The organism is Paracoccus sediminis (assembly GCF_900188295.1).
Taxonomy (GTDB): Bacteria; Pseudomonadota; Alphaproteobacteria; order Rhodobacterales; family Rhodobacteraceae; genus Paracoccus; species Paracoccus sediminis.
Genome location: NZ_FZNM01000007.1, coordinates 87,399 through 104,947 on the forward strand (window position 1 = coordinate 87,399; position 17,549 = coordinate 104,947).

Annotated in this window: 16 protein-coding genes; 11 read left to right on the forward strand and 5 right to left on the reverse strand. The window is 66.4% G+C overall.

What is annotated here, in order from left to right:
• Positions 1 to 9: 9 nt before the first annotated feature.
• Positions 10 to 993: a bifunctional diaminohydroxyphosphoribosylaminopyrimidine deaminase/5-amino-6-(5-phosphoribosylamino)uracil reductase RibD gene (ribD, locus tag CHB77_RS11330; RefSeq protein WP_089388384.1), complete on the forward strand. Its 984-nt coding sequence runs from the start codon at positions 10 to 12 to the stop codon at positions 991 to 993.
• Here ribD and CHB77_RS11335 read toward each other — a convergent pair.
• A complete protein-coding gene (locus CHB77_RS11335) occupies positions 990 to 3,413 on the reverse strand; it encodes a penicillin acylase family protein (protein ID WP_089388331.1) in 2,424 nt (807 codons plus the stop codon). The two genes, ribD and CHB77_RS11335, sit on opposite strands and share 4 nt — an antisense overlap.
• 154 nt (positions 3,414 to 3,567) lie before the next feature.
• Here CHB77_RS11335 and CHB77_RS11340 point away from each other — a divergent pair, with 154 nt between their 5' ends.
• Complete coding sequence (locus tag CHB77_RS11340) at positions 3,568 to 4,431, forward strand: NAD(P)-dependent oxidoreductase (protein ID WP_089388332.1); 864 nt, start codon at positions 3,568 to 3,570, stop codon at positions 4,429 to 4,431.
• Here CHB77_RS11340 and CHB77_RS11345 read toward each other — a convergent pair.
• The 3 genes from CHB77_RS11345 to CHB77_RS11355 are packed head-to-tail and all read right to left on the reverse strand — an operon-like array spanning position 4,428 to position 7,483.
• Positions 4,428 to 5,198: a hypothetical protein gene (locus CHB77_RS11345; RefSeq protein ID WP_089388333.1), complete on the reverse strand. Its 771-nt coding sequence runs from the start codon at positions 5,196 to 5,198 to the stop codon at positions 4,428 to 4,430. The two genes, CHB77_RS11340 and CHB77_RS11345, sit on opposite strands and share 4 nt — an antisense overlap.
• Complete coding sequence (locus CHB77_RS11350) at positions 5,198 to 6,598, reverse strand: dihydrolipoyl dehydrogenase (protein ID WP_089388334.1); 1,401 nt, start codon at positions 6,596 to 6,598, stop codon at positions 5,198 to 5,200. The genes CHB77_RS11345 and CHB77_RS11350 overlap by 1 nt, the downstream gene beginning before the upstream one ends.
• A gap of 57 nt (positions 6,599 to 6,655) precedes the next feature.
• Complete coding sequence (locus CHB77_RS11355; RefSeq protein ID WP_089388335.1) at positions 6,656 to 7,483, reverse strand: 2-dehydro-3-deoxygalactonokinase; 828 nt, start codon at positions 7,481 to 7,483, stop codon at positions 6,656 to 6,658.
• 99 nt (positions 7,484 to 7,582) lie between these two features.
• On the opposite strand from CHB77_RS11355, the gene CHB77_RS11360 reads away from it, so the two are divergent.
• The 5 genes from CHB77_RS11360 (at position 7,583) to CHB77_RS11380 (ending at position 12,718) form a co-directional block, all read left to right on the forward strand.
• Positions 7,583 to 8,401 (forward strand): TIGR00282 family metallophosphoesterase, encoded by an 819-nt coding sequence (locus CHB77_RS11360; RefSeq protein ID WP_089388336.1) that lies wholly within the window; start codon positions 7,583 to 7,585, stop codon positions 8,399 to 8,401.
• A gap of 88 nt (positions 8,402 to 8,489) precedes the next feature.
• Positions 8,490 to 10,268: an SLC13 family permease gene (locus tag CHB77_RS11365; protein ID WP_089388385.1), complete on the forward strand. Its 1,779-nt coding sequence runs from the start codon at positions 8,490 to 8,492 to the stop codon at positions 10,266 to 10,268.
• Between the two features lie 87 nt (positions 10,269 to 10,355).
• On the forward strand, positions 10,356 to 11,099 hold the full coding sequence (locus tag CHB77_RS11370) for a YebC/PmpR family DNA-binding transcriptional regulator (RefSeq protein WP_089388337.1): 744 nt from the start codon (positions 10,356 to 10,358) through the stop codon (positions 11,097 to 11,099).
• Between the two features lie 86 nt (positions 11,100 to 11,185).
• The gene (locus CHB77_RS11375; protein WP_176430337.1) at positions 11,186 to 11,779 is read left to right on the forward strand and encodes a LysE/ArgO family amino acid transporter; all 594 of its coding nucleotides are present in this window, start codon (positions 11,186 to 11,188) and stop codon (positions 11,777 to 11,779) included.
• A 39-nt stretch (positions 11,780 to 11,818) separates the two neighbouring features.
• Entirely contained in the window at positions 11,819 to 12,718 is a 900-nt protein-coding gene (locus CHB77_RS11380; RefSeq protein WP_278185020.1) for a DMT family transporter, read from the forward strand.
• Between the two features lie 48 nt (positions 12,719 to 12,766).
• Here CHB77_RS11380 and glyA read toward each other — a convergent pair whose 3' ends face one another.
• Positions 12,767 to 14,062, reverse strand: coding sequence for a serine hydroxymethyltransferase (glyA, locus tag CHB77_RS11385; RefSeq protein ID WP_089388339.1), 1,296 nt, complete (start codon positions 14,060 to 14,062; stop codon positions 12,767 to 12,769).
• 169 nt (positions 14,063 to 14,231) lie between these two features.
• Here glyA and CHB77_RS11390 point away from each other — a divergent pair, with 169 nt between their 5' ends.
• The 4 genes from CHB77_RS11390 (at position 14,232) to CHB77_RS11405 (ending at position 17,544) form a co-directional block, all read left to right on the forward strand.
• The gene (locus tag CHB77_RS11390) at positions 14,232 to 14,993 is read left to right on the forward strand and encodes an NAD kinase (RefSeq protein ID WP_089388340.1); all 762 of its coding nucleotides are present in this window, start codon (positions 14,232 to 14,234) and stop codon (positions 14,991 to 14,993) included.
• Positions 14,994 to 15,056: 63 nt separating this feature from the next.
• Positions 15,057 to 16,073 carry an alanine racemase gene (gene alr / locus CHB77_RS11395; protein ID WP_089388341.1) on the forward strand — a complete coding sequence of 339 codons (1,017 nt, stop codon included), beginning with the start codon at positions 15,057 to 15,059 and terminating at the stop codon, positions 16,071 to 16,073.
• Positions 16,070 to 16,834, forward strand: coding sequence for an MlaE family ABC transporter permease (locus CHB77_RS11400; RefSeq protein ID WP_089388342.1), 765 nt, complete (start codon positions 16,070 to 16,072; stop codon positions 16,832 to 16,834). The genes alr and CHB77_RS11400 overlap by 4 nt, the downstream gene beginning before the upstream one ends.
• Entirely contained in the window at positions 16,831 to 17,544 is a 714-nt protein-coding gene (locus CHB77_RS11405; protein WP_089388343.1) for an ABC transporter ATP-binding protein, read from the forward strand. Before CHB77_RS11400 ends, CHB77_RS11405 begins: the two co-directional genes overlap by 4 nt.
• Positions 17,545 to 17,549 lie beyond the last annotated feature (5 nt).

Genomic DNA, 17,549 nt, shown 5'->3' on the forward strand with positions numbered 1-17,549 from the left:
CTGCGCCACATGGACCATGCTTTGCGGCTGGCCGGACGGGGGTTGGGAAATGTCTGGCCCAATCCCGCTGTCGGCTGCGTCATCCTGAATGGCGGGCGCATCGTCGGACGCGGCTGGACCCAGCCCGGCGGGCGCCCCCATGCCGAACGAATGGCGCTTGACGCGGCAGGCGCCTTGTCGAGAGGTGCGACCGCCTATGTCACGCTGGAACCCTGTGCCCATCATGGACGGACCCCTCCCTGCGCCGAAGCCTTGATCGACGCCGGAATAGCCCGGGTCGTATCGGCCATGACCGATCCCGATCCGCGCGTCGCGGGAAGGGGGCACCGGCTTCTACGCGACGCCGGAATTGCCGTGACCGAAGGCATTCGTCAGACCGAAGCCTTCGGCGTGCAGGCCGGGTTCGTGCTGCGTATCCTGCGGGGGCGTCCGTTCGTGACGCTGAAGCTGGCAACCAGTTTCGACGGCCGCATCGCCACAGCCCGCGGCGAAAGCCGGTGGATCACCGGCCCTGCCGCGCGACGGCATGTCCATGCCATGCGGATGATCCATGATGCGGTCATGGTGGGCGGAAACACCGCCCACGCGGACCGCCCGTCGCTGAACGTCCGGGGCCTGTCCACCCCGCGCCAACCGGTCCGGGTCGTCCTGTCGTCGCGGCCCCTGCCGTCCGACCTGCCCCCCGAGGGGCCGTCGCACGGGCCTCTGTGGCGCCTCGATGCCCCGCCAGCCGAGGCCTTGGCGCACCTTGCGCAGCAGGGCATCACCCGCGTCTTTTGCGAAGGAGGAGGGGGGCTGGCGGCATCGCTGCTGTCGGCGGGGCTTGTCGATCAGATCGTCGGCTATACCGCAGGGATGACGCTGGGCGGGGACGGGCGCCCGGCCGTGGGACCGATGGGCCTTGGCCACCTGGCAGACGCGCCGCGCTTTCGACTGGCGGATACGCGGGCCATCGGCACCGATCTGTTCCATCGCTGGCTGAGGTTGCCCTAGCGGTCGGCCGCCGGCACAAGGGTCGTGACCCCCGCGGCGGCGGCGCGGGCCAGTTGCGGATCCAGCGACATGCCGATGTATTCGCCGCGCCGCCACAAACCGGCAAGGTCGTCGTAGAAACGCGACAAGGGATGACCCGACTGCCCGGTCGACAGGATAAAGACCGAACTGTCGGGATCGGCCAGGTCATAGACGCCCCGGTATCCTGGGCCGGTCGCAGCCTGGAAAGCATCCGGTCCGGTTCCCAGAAGGCCGGTGTTCGAGACCGTGAATGAACCGCCCGAGACCGCCTGAGTCAGATTTACGATCCAGCCAAGCGCCGCGATCCGGCCTAGGCCGGGATGAACGTGGCGGGCCTGATGGGCGTCCCCCCATCGCCAGCTCGTGACGTCGGATCCGTATCGTTCCGTCAGATCAAGGATCGCACGGTCCAAGGCCTGCCGGGCGATGGTCGTGCAGTCCTCGACCGGGGCGCTTTGCACGATGTCGCACCAGACGCTCGCGCCATTGCGGTTGCGAAACACGGAATCGATAAAACCCGGATAAAGGGTGCGGATGTCGTCGGTCAGAGGTCCAAGCTCGTCACGGACCAGGCGGTCTTGCAGGGCGCCCATCCAGGCCGAATAGATCAACGGTTCTGGCAGATGCTCGCTCATGGCGCCGTCCCATTCGGCCAGCAGGTTCAGCGCGTCCTGCCGCTGGCGTTCGGGGGTGCCGGGCGCGGCCGCATCGTCCGTGAACCACAGGTCGGCGCCGACCAACGGCAGCAGGGCGCGCGCCGCCGGGCTGACGATGTCCAGTTGCGCGGCGATGAAGCTGTCGCGGGAATGGACTTCGCGGTCGTTCAGCAGATGCGCCAGCCGGGTGCGCCGCAGGGCAAGCGGGCCGCGCTCCTCGGTCGCGAAGGTCATGGTGTCGGGCGGCGTCGGATCCTCCTGGGCCGCCGGAATCACGCCGGTCCACTCCCCCTGGGGCAGCCAGCCGGGCACGGGCATTTCCCCGCCCGTCGGGTGGTTCTGCGCGCGTTGCGGCAGCGCCCCCACCGTCACTTGCCGGATGGCGTCGCCGTCGGCCAGCGTCACGGTCATCGCGGGCGCCACGACGCGCCCAAGCGCGGTTGCCGCGCTGTCGGCATCGGTGGCGCGCATCATGCCGATCAGCGCGGACATGGTCGTGTCGGTGTCCGAGAACCCGGTCCATCGCAGGGCGGCCACATGGCCGATGGGGGTGACATCCGCCAGGCCCGCATCCAGCGTCGGCACCAGCGGGCCGTTGCGGCTGCTGCGCAGGGTCACGGACCGGTTGGGTTCGTCCAGAACGCGGATCACCTCGCGCCGCGTGGTCAGTTCCGTCCAGCCGTCCACGCCGCGATAGCGGTCGGCGCGGCCGGGCTGTATCTCCTCGATGGCGATGTCGGCATCATCCACCGCGGCAGGGATTGTACCCCAGGCCAGCTGGGGACTGCGACCCGAAAACACCACCGGCATTCCGGGAACGGTCGCGCCGATCACCCCGCCCGAGGTCAGTTCCAGCCGGGCCAGATAATACAGCGAGGGTGCCAGCAAGGACGCCTGAGGATCGTTCGCCAGCAACGCCCCGCCCGCCGCAGTCCGGTTCGCCGGGGCGGCAAAGCTGTTGCCGCCCAGTCCTGAATTGGGGCGCAGGACATCGGCGGCATCGCGATCGGGTGCGCGCCCCAGCCGCGCCTGTGTCGGGGACAGCCGGGCATCGGGAAAAAGATCGGCGTAACGGGGCAGCGCAGAGGCGTTTCCCTGGCCCAGCAGCAGTTCGGGTCCGCGATCCGGCCACGTCAGCGAGAGACGGGCGCGCAGGATTTCTTCGGCCGCGGAATTGCTGGTCGCGGCGGCCAGCAGCTTCAGGATCGCCAGCGAATCGGCGGGCTGCCAGAACGCGATATCCTGCGGCAGCACAAAGAATTCGGGCGCCCCCCGGCCAAGAGCGCCCCGATTGACTTGACCGATCCATTCGTTCACGCCGTTGGCATAGGCGCGCAACGCAGCCTGCGTCGGCTGGTCCTGCGCCTCGACCGAGGCGGCAGCATTGCGATAGAGTTCCAGCCGCCGGGCCAGGTCGTCGGCGGCAAAGGCGCCCGCGCCATAAACCTCGGACAGGCGGCCCTGGGCCGCGCGCCGCAGCAGCGTCATCTGGAACAGCCTGTCCTGGGCGTGGGCCAGGCCAAGGGCGAAGAACGAGTCTTCGTCCGTCTGGCCAAAGATATGGGGAACGTTTTCGGTGGATCGCACGATCTCGACCGGGGCCGAGATGCCCTGGACCCGCAGCGTCGCGTCATAGTCGGGCAGCGACCGGACCGCGAAATACCAGGCCAGGATCGCCCCCAGGACCAGCAGCACGATCAGGCCGATGGTTAGGCGCAGAAGCCAGCGAAAAAGGGTCAGCATGTCGGAAGATGATCCATGGGCCGGTCCGCCACCTGTCCTTCTGGGGCCGACGTGCTTGACCATCGCGCGCCGGAATGTTGGGGTGCTGCATAATTCAGGTGCGCCGCCAGTTCAACGCAACGCGGGCCGTGCCGGTCAGGCGAATGGAGGAATCATGGCAAAGCTGGCTTTTCTGGGGATGGGCGTGATGGGCGCGCCGATGGCAGGGCATCTGAAGGCGGCCGGGCATGACGTGACCGTCTTCAACCGCACCGCCGCCAAGGCGCAGGCTTGGGCGGACCGGCATGGCGGCGCCTGGGCCGACACCCCGCGCCAGGCCGCGGCGGGCGCCGAATTCGTCATGGCCTGCGTGGGCAACGACGATGATCTGCGGCAGGTCTGCCTTGGCCCCGAGGGCGCCTTTGCGGGGATGTCCCCAAAGGCGGTGTTTGTCGATCACACGACGGTTTCCGCCGCCGTGACCCGTGAACTGGCCCAAACGGCGCAGGCTGCGGGCGTGGGCTATGTGGACGCCCCCATCTCGGGCGGGCAGGCGGGGGCCGAGAACGGCCAGCTTTCGGTGATGTGCGGCGGCACGGCAGAGGATTTCGGCCGTGTGGCCCCGGTCATCGATGCCTATGCCAAAATCTGCCGCCTCCTGGGCGATGTGGGGGCGGGCCAGATCACCAAGATGTGCAACCAGATCGCCATCGCCGGACTGGTCCAGGCTTTGTCCGAATCGCTGGCCTTTGCAAAGAAATCGGGGCTGGACATCGCAAACGTGGTCGAGGTCATCAGCCAGGGTGCGGCCGGAAGCTGGCAGATGAACAACCGCCACAAGACCATGGACCAAGGCCATTTCGAACACGGTTTCGCAGTTGACTGGATGCGCAAGGATCTGGCGATCTGCCTGGCCGCCGCGGACGAAGTCGGGGCATCGCTGCCCGTGACCGCGCTGATCGACCAGTTCTACAAGGATGTGCAGCGGATGGGCGGGGGGCGGTGGGACACCTCGTCCCTGATCGCCCGGCTGGTCTAGCAGCCGGCATGTTCAGCCCGGCGCAAGGCGGGTTCGACGCGGGCCAACGCTTTGCGGATATGGTCGGGAAAACTGCCCGGACGGATCGCGAGGGTAGAGGAATGGGCAGCGCAGATCGTCCGGACGTCGCGCCAGTCATCGGCGATCCGCAAGGCCCAGTCACGGAAATCGCTGGCCGCGCCGCGCCGATTCGTCAAGGCCATGGCCAAGGTGGGGTGGAAGGCGATCCGGGGCAGGCCGATCAGGCGCCTGACCGGTCCGGGAATCGAAAGGATGTTCAGCGTATCATCGACATGCAGGCTGCCGCTGGCAGGATGGCAGGCCAGCAACGATCCCGCATGGACGCGTTCGTTCTGGCAGATGTAGTCAATGCCGTCGGGCAGCGAAAAGCGCAGGTCGGGAAACATCCCCGCAACAGCGGGCGATTCGACCGGATCGGCCTGCCAGGGAAGACCGGGCCATTTGCGTCGGTGTCTGTCCGATCCGAACAGCATCACCTGCGGAAACATCCGATGCATCGTCTCGCAATGCAGGGTGTGAAACGGATGCAGGTTCAGGATCGCCTGAACAGCCTGTCCCTTGTCCGTCAGCCCCATGACCCGATCTGCGATGCCTGTCCCGAAGCCATAGGAATCCAGAAACACGAACCGGCCGGACGACAGGCGCACCAGGGAACAATGCGTGCCGACATTCACCAGCCCCGCGATCCGCAAGGTGCCGCGAATGTTCCAGAAGCCCTGGCCAAGGTCGATCAAGCGTTCGCCCATCACCCACCCGCCGGGACGGCAATGTCCGGATGATCCAGATCCGCCGCCCGGCAGATGGCGCGCAGGGCGGGCTTCAAACCTTCCTCCAGGGTCGGATGATAGAACGGCATCCTCAGCAGGTCGGGCGCGCGGTGGCTCTGCATGATCGCCCACGTCAGCAGATGCGCCATGTGATCGCCGCCCGGCACCGCCAGATCGGCACCCGTCAGGCGCCCGGTCTGGTCCGCACCAAGGCGAAGCATCCCCTCGGCCCGCGCCTCGACCCGCGCGCGGCCCTGCGACCGGTAATCCGCATGGCCATTGATCGGGCAATCGTCGGGCGAATCGCCGATCGCAGCGACCGGCGGATCGGTAAAGGTGATGGTGAACAGCGGCGGGCGGTCATGCGGGACGACAACCGGATGGCTGGCCGCATTGGCCCCCGCGATCATGCCGTCAAGCGATGCCTCGTGCAGCACCGGCGCATCGGCATCCGCATCCCCGGCGATGAAGATGGATGTCTTGCCGCATTGCATGGTCTTGCGATCAAAGACCGGCACGCCGTGGTCGTCCAACGCCAGTTCCGCCGCGCCCAGATTCAGATCGTCCAGGACAGGCGCACGACCGGTTGCCACCAGCACATGACCAAAATCCTCGTGCCGGCCATTCCAGGCAAGGCGGATCGCCGTGCCATGCGACGTGGGATGGGGCGCGCAGCCTAGATGCAGTGCGACATCCCTGGCAAAGATCGTCCTGAGCGCGTCGTGAACCTTGTTGCATCGAATCCTGGCCAGCCGGTCGCCTTCGTCGAACAGCGCCACCCGCACCCCCAGCCGCGCCATGGCCTGTGCCAGTTCGGCCCCCAACGGCCCGGCGCCGATCACGGCAAGGCTTTCCGGCAGATCGTCCAGTTCGAACAGCGTGTCGCTGGTCAGGACATGCGTTCCCAGATCGCGATAGGGTTCCGGGATTACCGGCGCGGATCCCGTGGCGATGACCACCGACCGCGCGGACACCCTTCGGCCGTCATCCAGTTCCAGACAGTCCGCCGCCACGAACCGGGCGCGGGCGTCGATGCAGGTTCCATCGGGCAGCTCGTCATAGCTGGCCTTGGTGGCCTGGACGAAATGGTCCCGCTCGGCCCTCAGCCGATCCATGACGCGCACTCCGTCCACGCGGGCCGCGGGAATGTCGATTCCCATCAGCCGGGCCTTGTCCAGATCGGCATGGGCGCGTGCGGCCGCGATCAGCAACTTGGACGGCATGCAGCCGGAATTGGCACACAGCGTTCCCTTGAAACCGTCGTCGATCAGCAAGGTCCGGGCACCGGCCTTGCGGGCGCTTCGTTCCGCCGCCAGACCGGCGGTGCCGCCCCCGATGATGGCCACGTCACAGGACAGGTCGGTTTGGTGGCCGGTCATCGCATCCCCTTGCGCCGTAATGGTGCAATCGAACGGCGGAACGCGGGGCGGGTTCCGCTAGGACGCAGGATAGGCGGCGCAAAGGCCATCCAGCACGGCGCGGGCCGGATCGCCCTGATCTGGGGCGACGCCTTGTCCGGCCAGGGCGCGAAGATAGCAATCCGCCAGCCATCCCTGGCCGATCACCGTCACGGGCTGGCCCAGCCACCATGGACGTGCGGCAGCCAGTTCGGCCCCGATCAGCAGCCCCGCCATCCGCGCAAGCGCACCCGCCGGTTCCAGCCGGCCTGCCGCCGACAGCGCCCGGACCGATGACAGGTCTGCGGCAAGGCCCGCGGGACGGGACATGGCCTGGTGCACGGCATCGCCAAAGCCGTCCTGACCCGGTTCGACGGGGCCTGCATCGGTGGGCGCCACGGCGGCCAACAGTTCGGCCGTCAGAAAACTGCGAAAGCTGACGATCTCGCCCGCGCTGAGATGCGCCCACACCGTCGGATCGCCGGGAATGCACACCACGCCGTCACAGTCGGGATGACGAAACAGGTGCCCGGCGATGGCAAGGGGGTTTGCGATTAGGTCGGCCGGACGGTCCTGCGAAAGCCCCGGCAGCGGATGCAGGGCGATCTGCGGGTCGATGGCCCGACCGCCGAGGGGCACGGGCGGCCGGCACGGAACCGGGACAGGGATGACATCCGGCCAGCCTGCCGCAATGACGGATATCGCTTGCCCTGGCGCCAGCAGCGGCCTCAGCAGCGCTTGCAACGCTGCGACGGGATCGCCCCCGGCAGCGGCCTCGCGCATGGCGATTTCGACCTTGCCCTTCATCAGCCACAGGCGCAGCGTGCCCTTTGCCAGTTCCACCCCGGCCCAGTCGTCTGTCCGCATTGCCGCCCCTTTGCCGATCCGCCGGCAGGATGATGGGTCGCGCCGGCCCTGTCCAGAGACGGCTTGAAGCCCGGCGGGGTTGGGCGTAACGACCCTTTCATGCGGATCTTGTTTCTTGGCGATGTGATGGGCCGGGCCGGACGGCGGGGGATTGCGGAACGGCTTGCCTTGCTGCGGGGGCGGCTGAAGGCCGATCTGGCGGTCGTGAACGCCGAAAACGCCAGCGGCGGACGCGGCTGCACGGCGGGCCACGCGCAACTGTTGCTGGAATCGGGCGCCGACTGCCTGACGCTGGGCGATCATGCCTTCGATCAAAAGGACATGCTGGCCTTCATCGACCGCGAACCCCGGATTGTGCGCCCGCTGAATTTCGCCAAAGAGGCGCCGGGCCGGGGCAGCACCATCGTCAGCGACGCGCGCGGGCGCAAGCTGCTGGTGACGCAGGCTTTGGGGCAGGTGTTCATGTCGCGGCCCTATGACGATCCGTTCTCGGCCCTCGACGCGGTGCTGCGCGCCCACCCACCGGGAGGTATGGTGCAGGCATCCCTGGTCGATTTTCATGCCGAGGCGACCAGCGAAAAGATGGCCGCAGGTCATTTCTGCGACGGCCGCGCCAGTGCCGTGGTCGGCACCCACACGCACGTTCCCACGGCCGACGCGCAGATTCTGCCGCGCGGCACGGGGTATCAGTCCGACGCGGGAATGTGCGGTGATTACGACAGCGTCATCGGCATGGAGAAGACCGAGCCGCTGCGCAGGTTCATCACCGGGATGACCCGCGACCGCTTCTCGCCCGCGGAAGGCGAGGCCACGCTGGCGGGCGTGCTGATCGTCACCGACGACCGCACCGGCAAGGCGATCGGAATCGACATGGTGCGCGATGGCGGGCGCCTGTTTCCCACGCATCCCGACGCCTGACCACAACGGCTTTCGCTTGCGGTGGCCAAGAAAAGAATTCTATCACCCTGTCACCCGCCGGTGATCGGCGCTGATCGACAGAGGCATGATGCTTGGATTTGACCTGACCGGAACGAACGCGTCGATCGCCATGCTGGTCATCGTGACCGTCACCTTTGTCCAGTTCATCCGCGAAAAGCACCCGCCCGAGGTTATCGCCATTGGCTCTGCCGCCACCATGCTGGCGTTGGGCCTGTTGCCCGCCGACGCCGCGGCAGAGGTGCTGTCGAATTCGGCGCCGTGGACCATCGCCTTCATGTTCCTGATTATGGGGGGGCTTTTGAGGACCGGCGCGTTGGAGATGATGTCGCGCATCGTGACCGCCCGCGCCACCACCCAGCCGGTCGTCACGGTCTGCGCGCTGCTGGGTTTCGTCATCGTTGCATCGGCCGTGATGAACAATACGCCCGTTGTCGCGGTAATGATCCCGATCTGCATCCAGTTAGCTTCACGGCTTCGAATTTCGCCATCCAAGCTGCTGATTCCGTTAAGTTATTTTACGATCATGGGCGGGATGATAACCCTGATCGGAACCTCCACCAATCTGCTGGTGGACGGCGTTGCGCGCGAACAGGGCATGGTCCCCTTTACCATTTTCGAGATTGCGCCCGTCGGCATTGCGATCACCTTGGCCGGGATCGCCTATTTCGCGCTGGTGGGGCGGCACCTGCTGCCGCACCGCACGTCGCTGGCCGGGTTTCTGGGCACCCGCAAGGGCATGAAGTATTTCACCGAACTGGCCATCCCCGAAAAATCGAGCCTGGTCGGCCAGAAGGCGGTCGAGGTCGCCTTGTTCAAACGCGAGGCGGTCCGCCTGATCGACGTTCTTCGCGGCGATGCCTCGCTGCGGCGCAACCTGGCCGAAGTCGTGCTGGAGCCGGGCGACCGGGTGGTCCTGCGTTCCGAAATGGCCGACCTGCTGGAATTCCTGGACAACAAGAACCTTCAGGTCGTGGACAAGCTCAGTTCGGTCGCGACGGAAACGGTTGAGGTTCTGATCTCGCCCGGCGCGCAACTGATCGGGCGGCGCCTGGGCGACATGCGCCTGCGCAGGCGGTACGGCGTCTATGTCCTTGCGGCGCATCGGCGCGATCAGAACCTGGGCCGGCAACTGGACGATCTGGTGGTCCGCGTCGGCGATACGCTGCTGGTGGAAGGCGCCCCCGCGGACATTGCCCGCCTGGCCGCCGACATGGGGCTGGTCGATGTGTCGCGGCCATCGATCCGCGCCTATCGTCGGGAACGCGCGCCCATCGCCATCCTGTGCCTGCTGTCGGTGGTAACGCTGGCCGCATTCGACGTGGCCCCCATCATGGTGCTGGCCTTTCTGGCGACGGCGGTCATTCTGCTGACCCGCTGCATCGATGCCGAGGAGGCTTTCTCGTTCGTCGATGGTCGGCTGATGGCGATGATCTTTGCCATGCTGGCGGTGGGCAAGGCGTTGGAATATACCGGCACCGTCACGCTGATCGTCGATTTCGTCACCCCCCTGCTGCGGGGTCTGCCGCCCTTCGCCACCCTGATCGCGATCTATTTCCTGGGGCTGGTGATGACAGAGATCCTGTCGAACAACGCGGTCGCCGTCCTGCTAACGCCCATCGCCATCGCCTTGGCCCAGTCGCTTGGGCACGATCCCCGTCCCTATGTGGTCGCCGTCATGTTTTCGGCCACCGTGGCCTTTGCGACGCCCATCGGTTATCAGACGCACATGATGGTCTATGGTCCCGGCGGCTATCGGTTCAGCGATTTCGTCCGCGTGGGCATTCCCCTGGACATCATCTGCGGCATCGTGGCCTGCCTGGTCATTCCACTGTTGTGGCCGCTCTGATCGGTCGCCAGTTGCTTGCGATCCGTGGCCGGGCTGGATTAAAAGCGCCCGAATCCGATTTCAGTGAATTTCGAAGGACGACCGATCATGGCAGGCCATTCCAAATGGGCCAATATCCAGCATCGCAAGGGCCGGCAGGACAAGATCCGGGCGAAGCTGTTTTCCAAGCTGTCAAAGGAAATCACCGTTGCCGCCAAGATGGGCGATCCCGACCCCGACAAGAACCCGCGCCTGCGCCTGGCCGTCAAGGAAGCCAAGTCGAATTCGGTCCCCAAGGACGTGATCGACCGCGCCATCAAAAAGGCCGTGGGCGGCGATGCCGAGAACTACGAGGAAATCCGTTACGAAGGCTATGGCCCGAACGGCATCGCCCTGGTGGTCGAGGCAATGACCGACAACCGCAACCGGACCGCATCGAACGTGCGCAGCTATTTCACCAAGTCGGGCGGCGACATGGGGCAGACCGGATCGGTCAGCTTCATGTTCGACCGGGTGGGCGAGATCATGTATCCGCTGTCGGCGGGCGATGCCGATACGGTGATGCTGGCCGCGATCGAGGCGGGCGCCGACGATGTGGACACGGACGAGGAAGGCCACTGGATCTATTGCGCCGATACCGCCCTGAACGAGGTGTCGTCCGCGTTGGAATCCAGTCTTGGCGAATCCCAGACGGCCAAGCTGATCTGGCGGCCCCAGTCCCCGACCGAGATCGCCGATCTTGAAACGGCGCAAAAGCTGATGAAACTGATCGAAACGCTGGAAGACGACGACGACGTGCAGACCGTCACCGGCAACTTCGACCTGTCCGACACGGTGGTCGATCAGCTGTAAGCTGGTCGGTGCATGCGCGGCATGTGGCCAGATCGATTCCACCGCCCGATTTTGCGGCAACCACAGGGCCGCCGGGGGTGCCGCCGATGATGTCGTATCTTGCCGGGCTTGGAACCGGGCTGTCGTTGATCGTTGCCATCGGCGCGCAGAACGCCTTTGTCCTGAAACAGGGGCTGATCCGGCAGCATGTGTTCTGGATCTGCCTTTTCTGCGCCGTGTCCGATGCGGCCCTGATTCTGCTGGGCGTGACCGGGATGGCGCGCATCGGCTTGGCCGCGCCTTGGCTGGTTCAGGGGATGCGATGGGCGGGCGTGGCGTTTCTGATCTGGTATGGCGCCCGATCCTTTCGTGCGGCCTGGCGCGGAGAAAAGGCGCTGCGGCCGGGCAGCGAGGGCGCGAGCCTGGCCAAGGCCCTTGCGATGATCGCGGCGCTGACCTGGCTGAACCCGCATGTCTGGCTGGATACCGTGGTTCTGGTGGGGGCGATTTCGGCACAGTGGCCGCAGCCGGGGGCGTTCGGTCTGGGCGCGATGACCGGATCGTTCGTGTTCTTCTTTGCCTTGGGCTATGGCGCGCGGCTGCTGGCGCCTGTCTTTGCCCGCCCCCGCGCCTGGCAGGTGCTGGAGGTTCTGATCGGCGTCGTGATGTGGACCATCGCGGTCACGCTGATCGCGGAATGACCCTTGCGCTGTGACGGTGAAGCGGTGCAACTGCACGACATGCAAATCGACACGCAGACGCGCCGCGACATGGCGGGAATCGGATGGATGCTGGCGACGGGTCTGTGCTTCGTCGCGGTCAACGGGATTGTCCGTTGGCTGGGTGGCGCCCTGCCTGCGCCTCAGGCGGCCTTTATCCGCTTTGTCTTCGGGCTGATCTTTCTGGGGCCGGTGCTGGTTCCCGCCCTGAGGTCAGGTTTCGCGCCCCGGACTTGGCGGCTGTTCGCCCTGCGCGGCGTCTTGCATGTCGTGGCGGTGATCGCCTGGTTCTATGCGATGTCCCGGATCCCGGTGGCGGATGCCACGGCGGTTGGTTTCCTGAATCCCATCGTCGTGACAGTCGGCGCCGCGATGTTCATGGGCGAACGGCTGGCGCTGCGGCGCGTCGCGGCGGTGGGGGTGGCCCTGCTGGGTGCCCTGGTGGTCCTGCGGCCGGGGCTGAGGGAACTGGATCCGGGGCATCTGTCGCAGATCGTGGCGTCGTTGGCATTCGGCGCGTCCTATCTTGTTGCCAAGCGGATCGCCGAATATGTTCCCGCGGCCATCGTCGTGGCCGTGATGTCGCTGACCGTGTCCATCGGGCTGGCGCCGCTGGCCTGGGCCGTATGGGTGCCGCCAAGCTGGAGCCAGATCGGCTGGCTGGGTCTAGTCGCGGTCTTTGCCACCGCTGGCCATTACACGATGACGCGGGCCTTTGCCGCCGCGCCGCTGACCGTTACCCAGCCGGTGACGTTCCTGCAACTGATCTGGGCCAGCCTGTTAGGCGTTTTCGTGTTCCACGAACCGCTGGACGGGTGGGTGATCCTGGGCGGCGGCATGATGATCGGCGCCATCACCTATATCACCTGGAGAGAGGCGCGGCAGCGCGCCGTCTCTGCGGCCGGGGCGCCCGCCCAATAGGAAACCCCGCCGCGACTGGCGCGGCGGGGTCTTTTTTGGATCAGCCGATCACATCCCCGAATACAGCGGGAAACGGGCGCAAAGGTCCGATACTTCGGACTTTACCCTGGTCTCGATTTCCGCATTGCCCTCGTCGCCATTCGCGGCCAGCCCGTCCACGACCTCGACGATCCAGCGGGCGATCTGGCGGAACTCCTCCTCGCCGAAACCGCGCGTGGTGCCCGCCGGGGCGCCCAGGCGGATCCCCGAGGTGACGAAGGGCTTTTCCGGGTCGAACGGGACGCCGTTCTTGTTGCAGGTGATGTGGGCACGGCCCAGCGCGGCCTCGGTCGCCTTGCCGGTGACGCCTTTGGGGCGCAGATCGGCCAGGCACAGGTGGTTGTCGGTGCCGCCCGACACGATGTCGATGCCGCCCTTCATCAGTTCGTCGGCCATCGCCTGCGCGTTCTTCACGACCTGCGCGGCATAAGCCTTGAACGACGGCTGCAACGCCTCTCCGAGGGCGACGGCCTTGGCGGCGATCACATGCATCAGCGGGCCGCCTTGCAGGCCGGGGAACACCGCCGAATTGATCTTCTTGGCGATGTCGGCGTCGTTGGTCAGCACCATGCCGCCGCGCGGGCCGCGCAGGGACTTGTGCGTGGTGGTGGTCACGACATGCGCATGGGGCAGGGGCGAGGGATGCTGGCCGCCCGCGACCAGACCCGCGATATGGGCCATGTCCACCATCAGGTATGCGCCCACCTCGTCCGCGATCTTGCGAAAGGCGGCCCAGTCCCACACGCGGCTGTATGCGGTGCCGCCCGCCACGATCAGCTTGGGCTTGTTTTCCAAGGCCTTCCGGCGTACTTCCTCCAAATCCAGCAACTGATCCTGCTGGCGCACGCCGTAACTGACGACGTTGAACCACTTGCCCGACATGTTGACCGGCGATCCGTGCGTCAGGTGGCCGCCCGAATTCAGATCCAGCCCCATGAAGGTGTCGCCCGGCTTCAACAGCGCCAGGAACACCGCCTGGTTCATCTGCGAACCGCTGTTCGGCTGGACGTTGGCGAATTCGCAGTCGAACAGTTTCTTTGCCCGCTCGATGGCCAGGTTTTCGGCAATATCGACGTATTGGCAGCCGCCATAGTAACGCTTGCCCGGATAGCCTTCGGCGTATTTGTTGGTCAGCACGGACCCCTGCGCCTCCAGCACGGCCTTGGACACGATGTTTTCGGACGCGATTAGTTCGATCTCGTCGCGCTGACGACCAAGTTCCTGGGTGATGGCCTTGGCAATCTCGGGGTCGCTGCTGGCCAGCGTTTCGGTGAAGAATCCGGTTTCGCGGGTGGGGGCGTTCATGGTGTCGCGTCCTTATCGTTGGGCCAAGGGGCGGGGGCTGGCGCCCTCATAACCCAGGGTTGACGGTGCGGAAAGTCACAAAAGCGACGAAGCGGGGGCCGGAGGCGACGGGGGTTGCATTGCCTGACAGCCCGGCGGATGCTGCCCGCGCCACGGGTCAGGGGTGAACATGACGGCAGGGCTTCATTTTACCGCCAGCGAGGCCGGGATCGCGCAACAGGCCTTGGCAACGCTGTCGGACCGTTATGGCACGGTGGCACTGGATCAGGCAGAGGTGGTCGTGGCGCTTGGCGGCGACGGCTTCATGCTGCAAACGTTGCACGCGATCCAAGACCGAAACCTGCCGGTCTATGGCATGAACCGGGGCACGGTGGGGTTCCTGATGAACGCCTATTCCGAATCCGGGCTGCTGGACCGTCTGGCCGCAGCCGAGGAAACGGTTATCAACCCGTTGCAAATGCGTGCGTTCCGCGCTGACGGGTCTGTCCACGATGCGCTTGCCATCAACGAGGTCAGCCTGCTGCGCGAGGGACCGCAGGCCGCCAAGCTGCGCATCCATGTGGACGGCAAGATGCGGATGGAGGAACTGGTTTGCGATGGCGCGCTGATCGCCACGCCCGCAGGCTCGACAGCTTATAACTATTCCGCGCATGGCCCTATCCTGCCTATCAATTCCGAGGTTCTTGCCCTCACCGCCATTGCCCCGTTCCGCCCCCGCCGGTGGCGCGGCGCGCTGCTGCCCAAGGCGGCGCGGGTCGAAATCGAGGTGCTGAACCCCGAACGTCGCCCGGTGATGGCCGACGCGGATTCCCGGTCGGTCCGCCATGTGGTGCGCGTTGGGATCCGCAGCGCCCAGGATGTGCGCCACCGCCTGCTGTTCGACCGCGGCCACGGGCTGGAGGAACGGTTGCTGCGCGAACAGTTCGTGTGATCCGGGCTGGCAGCGCGGGGCGATTTCTGGTTGAAGGTTGCCGACCGTTACAGGACCGCTGCCATGACCTTGCATATCGATCTGCACGCCATCGTCGCCAACTGGCAGGCGCTTTCCGCCAAGGCGCCCGGTGCCCGTGCCGCCGCCGTGGTCAAGGCCGACGCCTATGGCCTGGGCGCAGCAACGGTCGCGCCGGCGCTGTATCAGGCGGGCGCGCGGGATTTCTTTGTGGCGCTTGCCATCGAAGGCCAGGCATTGCGCCCGCACCTGCCGGACGACGCCCGCATCAACGTGCTGTCCGGCCATATGGAGGGCGCCGACCTGACTGGCCTCGTCCCGGTCCTGAACAGTCCCGAACAGTTCTTCCGCGACCGCGCCATGCGCCCCGGCAAGCCCTTCGCCATCCAATTGGACACCGGCATGAACCGTCTGGGGATGGAGGCCGCCGAATGGTCCGTCATCCGGGCCGAGGCCCTGGCCGCGATGCCCGATTTCATCATGTCGCATCTGGCCTGCGCGGATGAGCCCGACCATCCCGCCAATGCCATGCAGCTTGCCGCCTTCCACGCGATGACCAAGGGCTGCGACGTGCCGCGGTCGCTGGCGGCGACCGGGGGCATCCTGCTGGGGCCGGATTACCACTTCGATCTGGTCCGCCCCGGCATCGGGCTTTACGGCGCGCTGCCTTTTGCGGATGCCCGGCCGGTGCTGCGCCTGTCCTTGCCGGTGATCCAGACTCGCCTGGTCCAGCCGGGTGAATTTGTCGGCTACGGCGCGACCTGGACGGCGGATGCCCCGCGTCGCATCGCCACGGTCGCGGCAGGCTATGCCGACGGGATCCTGCGGTCCATTTCATCGAAAGGCGCCAGCCTTTATGCGGCGGGCACGGCCTGCCCCCTGGTGGGCCGCGTGTCGATGGACCTGATGACCGTCGATGTGACCGACCTTGCGGATGTCCCGCCCGAACTGGACCTGATCTGCCCGGCGCAGCCCGTGGATCGGCTGGCCGAACTGGCCGGAACGATCGGATATGAAATCCTGACCTCTCTGGGTCATCGCTATCACCGGACCTGGCGGTGAACCCAGTCCGCCTGACCGGCCGCGCCGCGCTGTCCCTGACTCGCGGCATCGGTGCCGTCGCCCTGTTCGCGGGGCGCGGGCTGTTCCGGCTGCGACCCTTTTACGGGCGCGCCTTTGCCGGGCAACTTGTCCAGATCGGCTGGCTGTCGCTGCCCGTCGTGGGCCTGACCGCGCTGTTCACCGGTGCGGCGCTTGCCTTGCAGATCCATTCGGGCGGCGCGCGGTTTCAGGCCAGCGACGTGGTGCCCGCCATTGTCGCCATCGGCATGGCGCGCGAACTCGGCCCGGTCCTGGGGGGGCTGATGGTGGCGGCGCGGGTGGCAAGCTCCATCGCTGCGGAAATCGGCACCATGAAGGTGACGGAACAGATCGATGCGCTTGTCACCTTGTCCACCGATCCGATGCGATGGCTGGTCACGCCGCGCCTGTGGGCGGCGGTGGTGACGGTCCCCGTCTTGGTCGGGGTGGGCGACATCATCGGCATCCTGGGCGGATGGATGGTCGGCACCCAGTCGCTGGGCTTCAACTCGGCGGCCTATCTGGAGAACACCAAAGCGTATCTGGAGACCTGGGACGTGATGTCGGGCCTGCTGAAGGGCGCGGTGTTCGGCCTGATCGTCGCGGTCTGCGGCTGCTGGTTCGGCATCCATTCCGGGCGCGGTGCCGCAGGCGTGGGGCGGGCCACCAAATCGGCCGTGGTTGCCGCCGCGGTGGGAATCCTGGCTGCGAATTTCGTGCTGACCGGGCTGTTCTTCGAATGATCCAGATTGCCGGACTGCGCAAATCCTTTGGCGGCAAGCCTGTGCTAGCAGGCGTCGATCTGGGGGTGGAGCGGGGCGAAAGCCTGTGCGTCATCGGCCAGTCAGGGACCGGGAAATCGGTGCTGCTGAAATGCATCCTGGGTCTGACCGCGCCGGATGCCGGACGTATCCTGTGGCGGGGCAGGCCCCTGGATGCTGCATCCCGGCCCGATTTCATGTCGGGCTTTGGGATGCTGTTCCAGGGCGCCGCGCTGTTCGACAGCCTGACCGTCTGGCAGAATGTCGCCTTTCGGCTGCGCCAGCGGATGCCCGACCCCCAGGCCCGCGCCATTGCCGTGGAAAAGCTGGCCCGTGTCGGCCTGGGGCCGGACACCGCTGACCTGATGCCCGCCGAACTGTCGGGCGGCATGGCCAAGCGTGCGGGGCTGGCCCGCGCCATCGCCGACGACCCCCAGGTGATCTTTTTCGACGAGCCGACCACGGGCCTTGATCCGATCCGCGCGCGTCGCATCAACGGCCTGATCCGGGGCATCGTGACGGAAACCGGCGCCACCGCCATCACCATCACGCACGACATGGATTCCGTCCGGGCCATCGGCGACCGGGTGGCACTGTTGCAGGATGGGCAGATCGCCTGGGACGGCCCGGTTTCGCGTATGGATCACGCCCAGCCATTGGCAGGGTTTCTTGGCAACACCCCGCTACTATGACCTTG

What these genes read in the sequence shown, in the direction of transcription:
- ribD (WP_089388384.1), top strand. Translation starts at nt 10, where the DNA reads ATGGACCATGCTTTGCGGCTGGCCGGACGGGGGTTGGGAAATGTCTGG.
- CHB77_RS11335 (WP_089388331.1), bottom strand. Translation starts at nt 3,413, where the DNA reads ATGCTGACCCTTTTTCGCTGGCTTCTGCGCCTAACCATCGGCCTGATC.
- CHB77_RS11340 (WP_089388332.1), top strand. Translation starts at nt 3,568, where the DNA reads ATGGCAAAGCTGGCTTTTCTGGGGATGGGCGTGATGGGCGCGCCGATG.
- CHB77_RS11345 (WP_089388333.1), bottom strand. Translation starts at nt 5,198, where the DNA reads ATGGGCGAACGCTTGATCGACCTTGGCCAGGGCTTCTGGAACATTCGC.
- CHB77_RS11350 (WP_089388334.1), bottom strand. Translation starts at nt 6,598, where the DNA reads ATGACCGGCCACCAAACCGACCTGTCCTGTGACGTGGCCATCATCGGG.
- CHB77_RS11355 (WP_089388335.1), bottom strand. Translation starts at nt 7,483, where the DNA reads ATGCGGACAGACGACTGGGCCGGGGTGGAACTGGCAAAGGGCACGCTG.
- CHB77_RS11360 (WP_089388336.1), top strand. Translation starts at nt 7,583, where the DNA reads ATGCGGATCTTGTTTCTTGGCGATGTGATGGGCCGGGCCGGACGGCGG.
- CHB77_RS11365 (WP_089388385.1), top strand. Translation starts at nt 8,490, where the DNA reads ATGCTTGGATTTGACCTGACCGGAACGAACGCGTCGATCGCCATGCTG.
- CHB77_RS11370 (WP_089388337.1), top strand. Translation starts at nt 10,356, where the DNA reads ATGGCAGGCCATTCCAAATGGGCCAATATCCAGCATCGCAAGGGCCGG.
- CHB77_RS11375 (WP_176430337.1), top strand. Translation starts at nt 11,186, where the DNA reads ATGATGTCGTATCTTGCCGGGCTTGGAACCGGGCTGTCGTTGATCGTT.
- CHB77_RS11380 (WP_278185020.1), top strand. Translation starts at nt 11,819, where the DNA reads ATGCAAATCGACACGCAGACGCGCCGCGACATGGCGGGAATCGGATGG.
- glyA (WP_089388339.1), bottom strand. Translation starts at nt 14,062, where the DNA reads ATGAACGCCCCCACCCGCGAAACCGGATTCTTCACCGAAACGCTGGCC.
- CHB77_RS11390 (WP_089388340.1), top strand. Translation starts at nt 14,232, where the DNA reads ATGACGGCAGGGCTTCATTTTACCGCCAGCGAGGCCGGGATCGCGCAA.
- alr (WP_089388341.1), top strand. Translation starts at nt 15,057, where the DNA reads ATGACCTTGCATATCGATCTGCACGCCATCGTCGCCAACTGGCAGGCG.
- CHB77_RS11405 (WP_089388343.1), top strand. Translation starts at nt 16,831, where the DNA reads ATGATCCAGATTGCCGGACTGCGCAAATCCTTTGGCGGCAAGCCTGTG.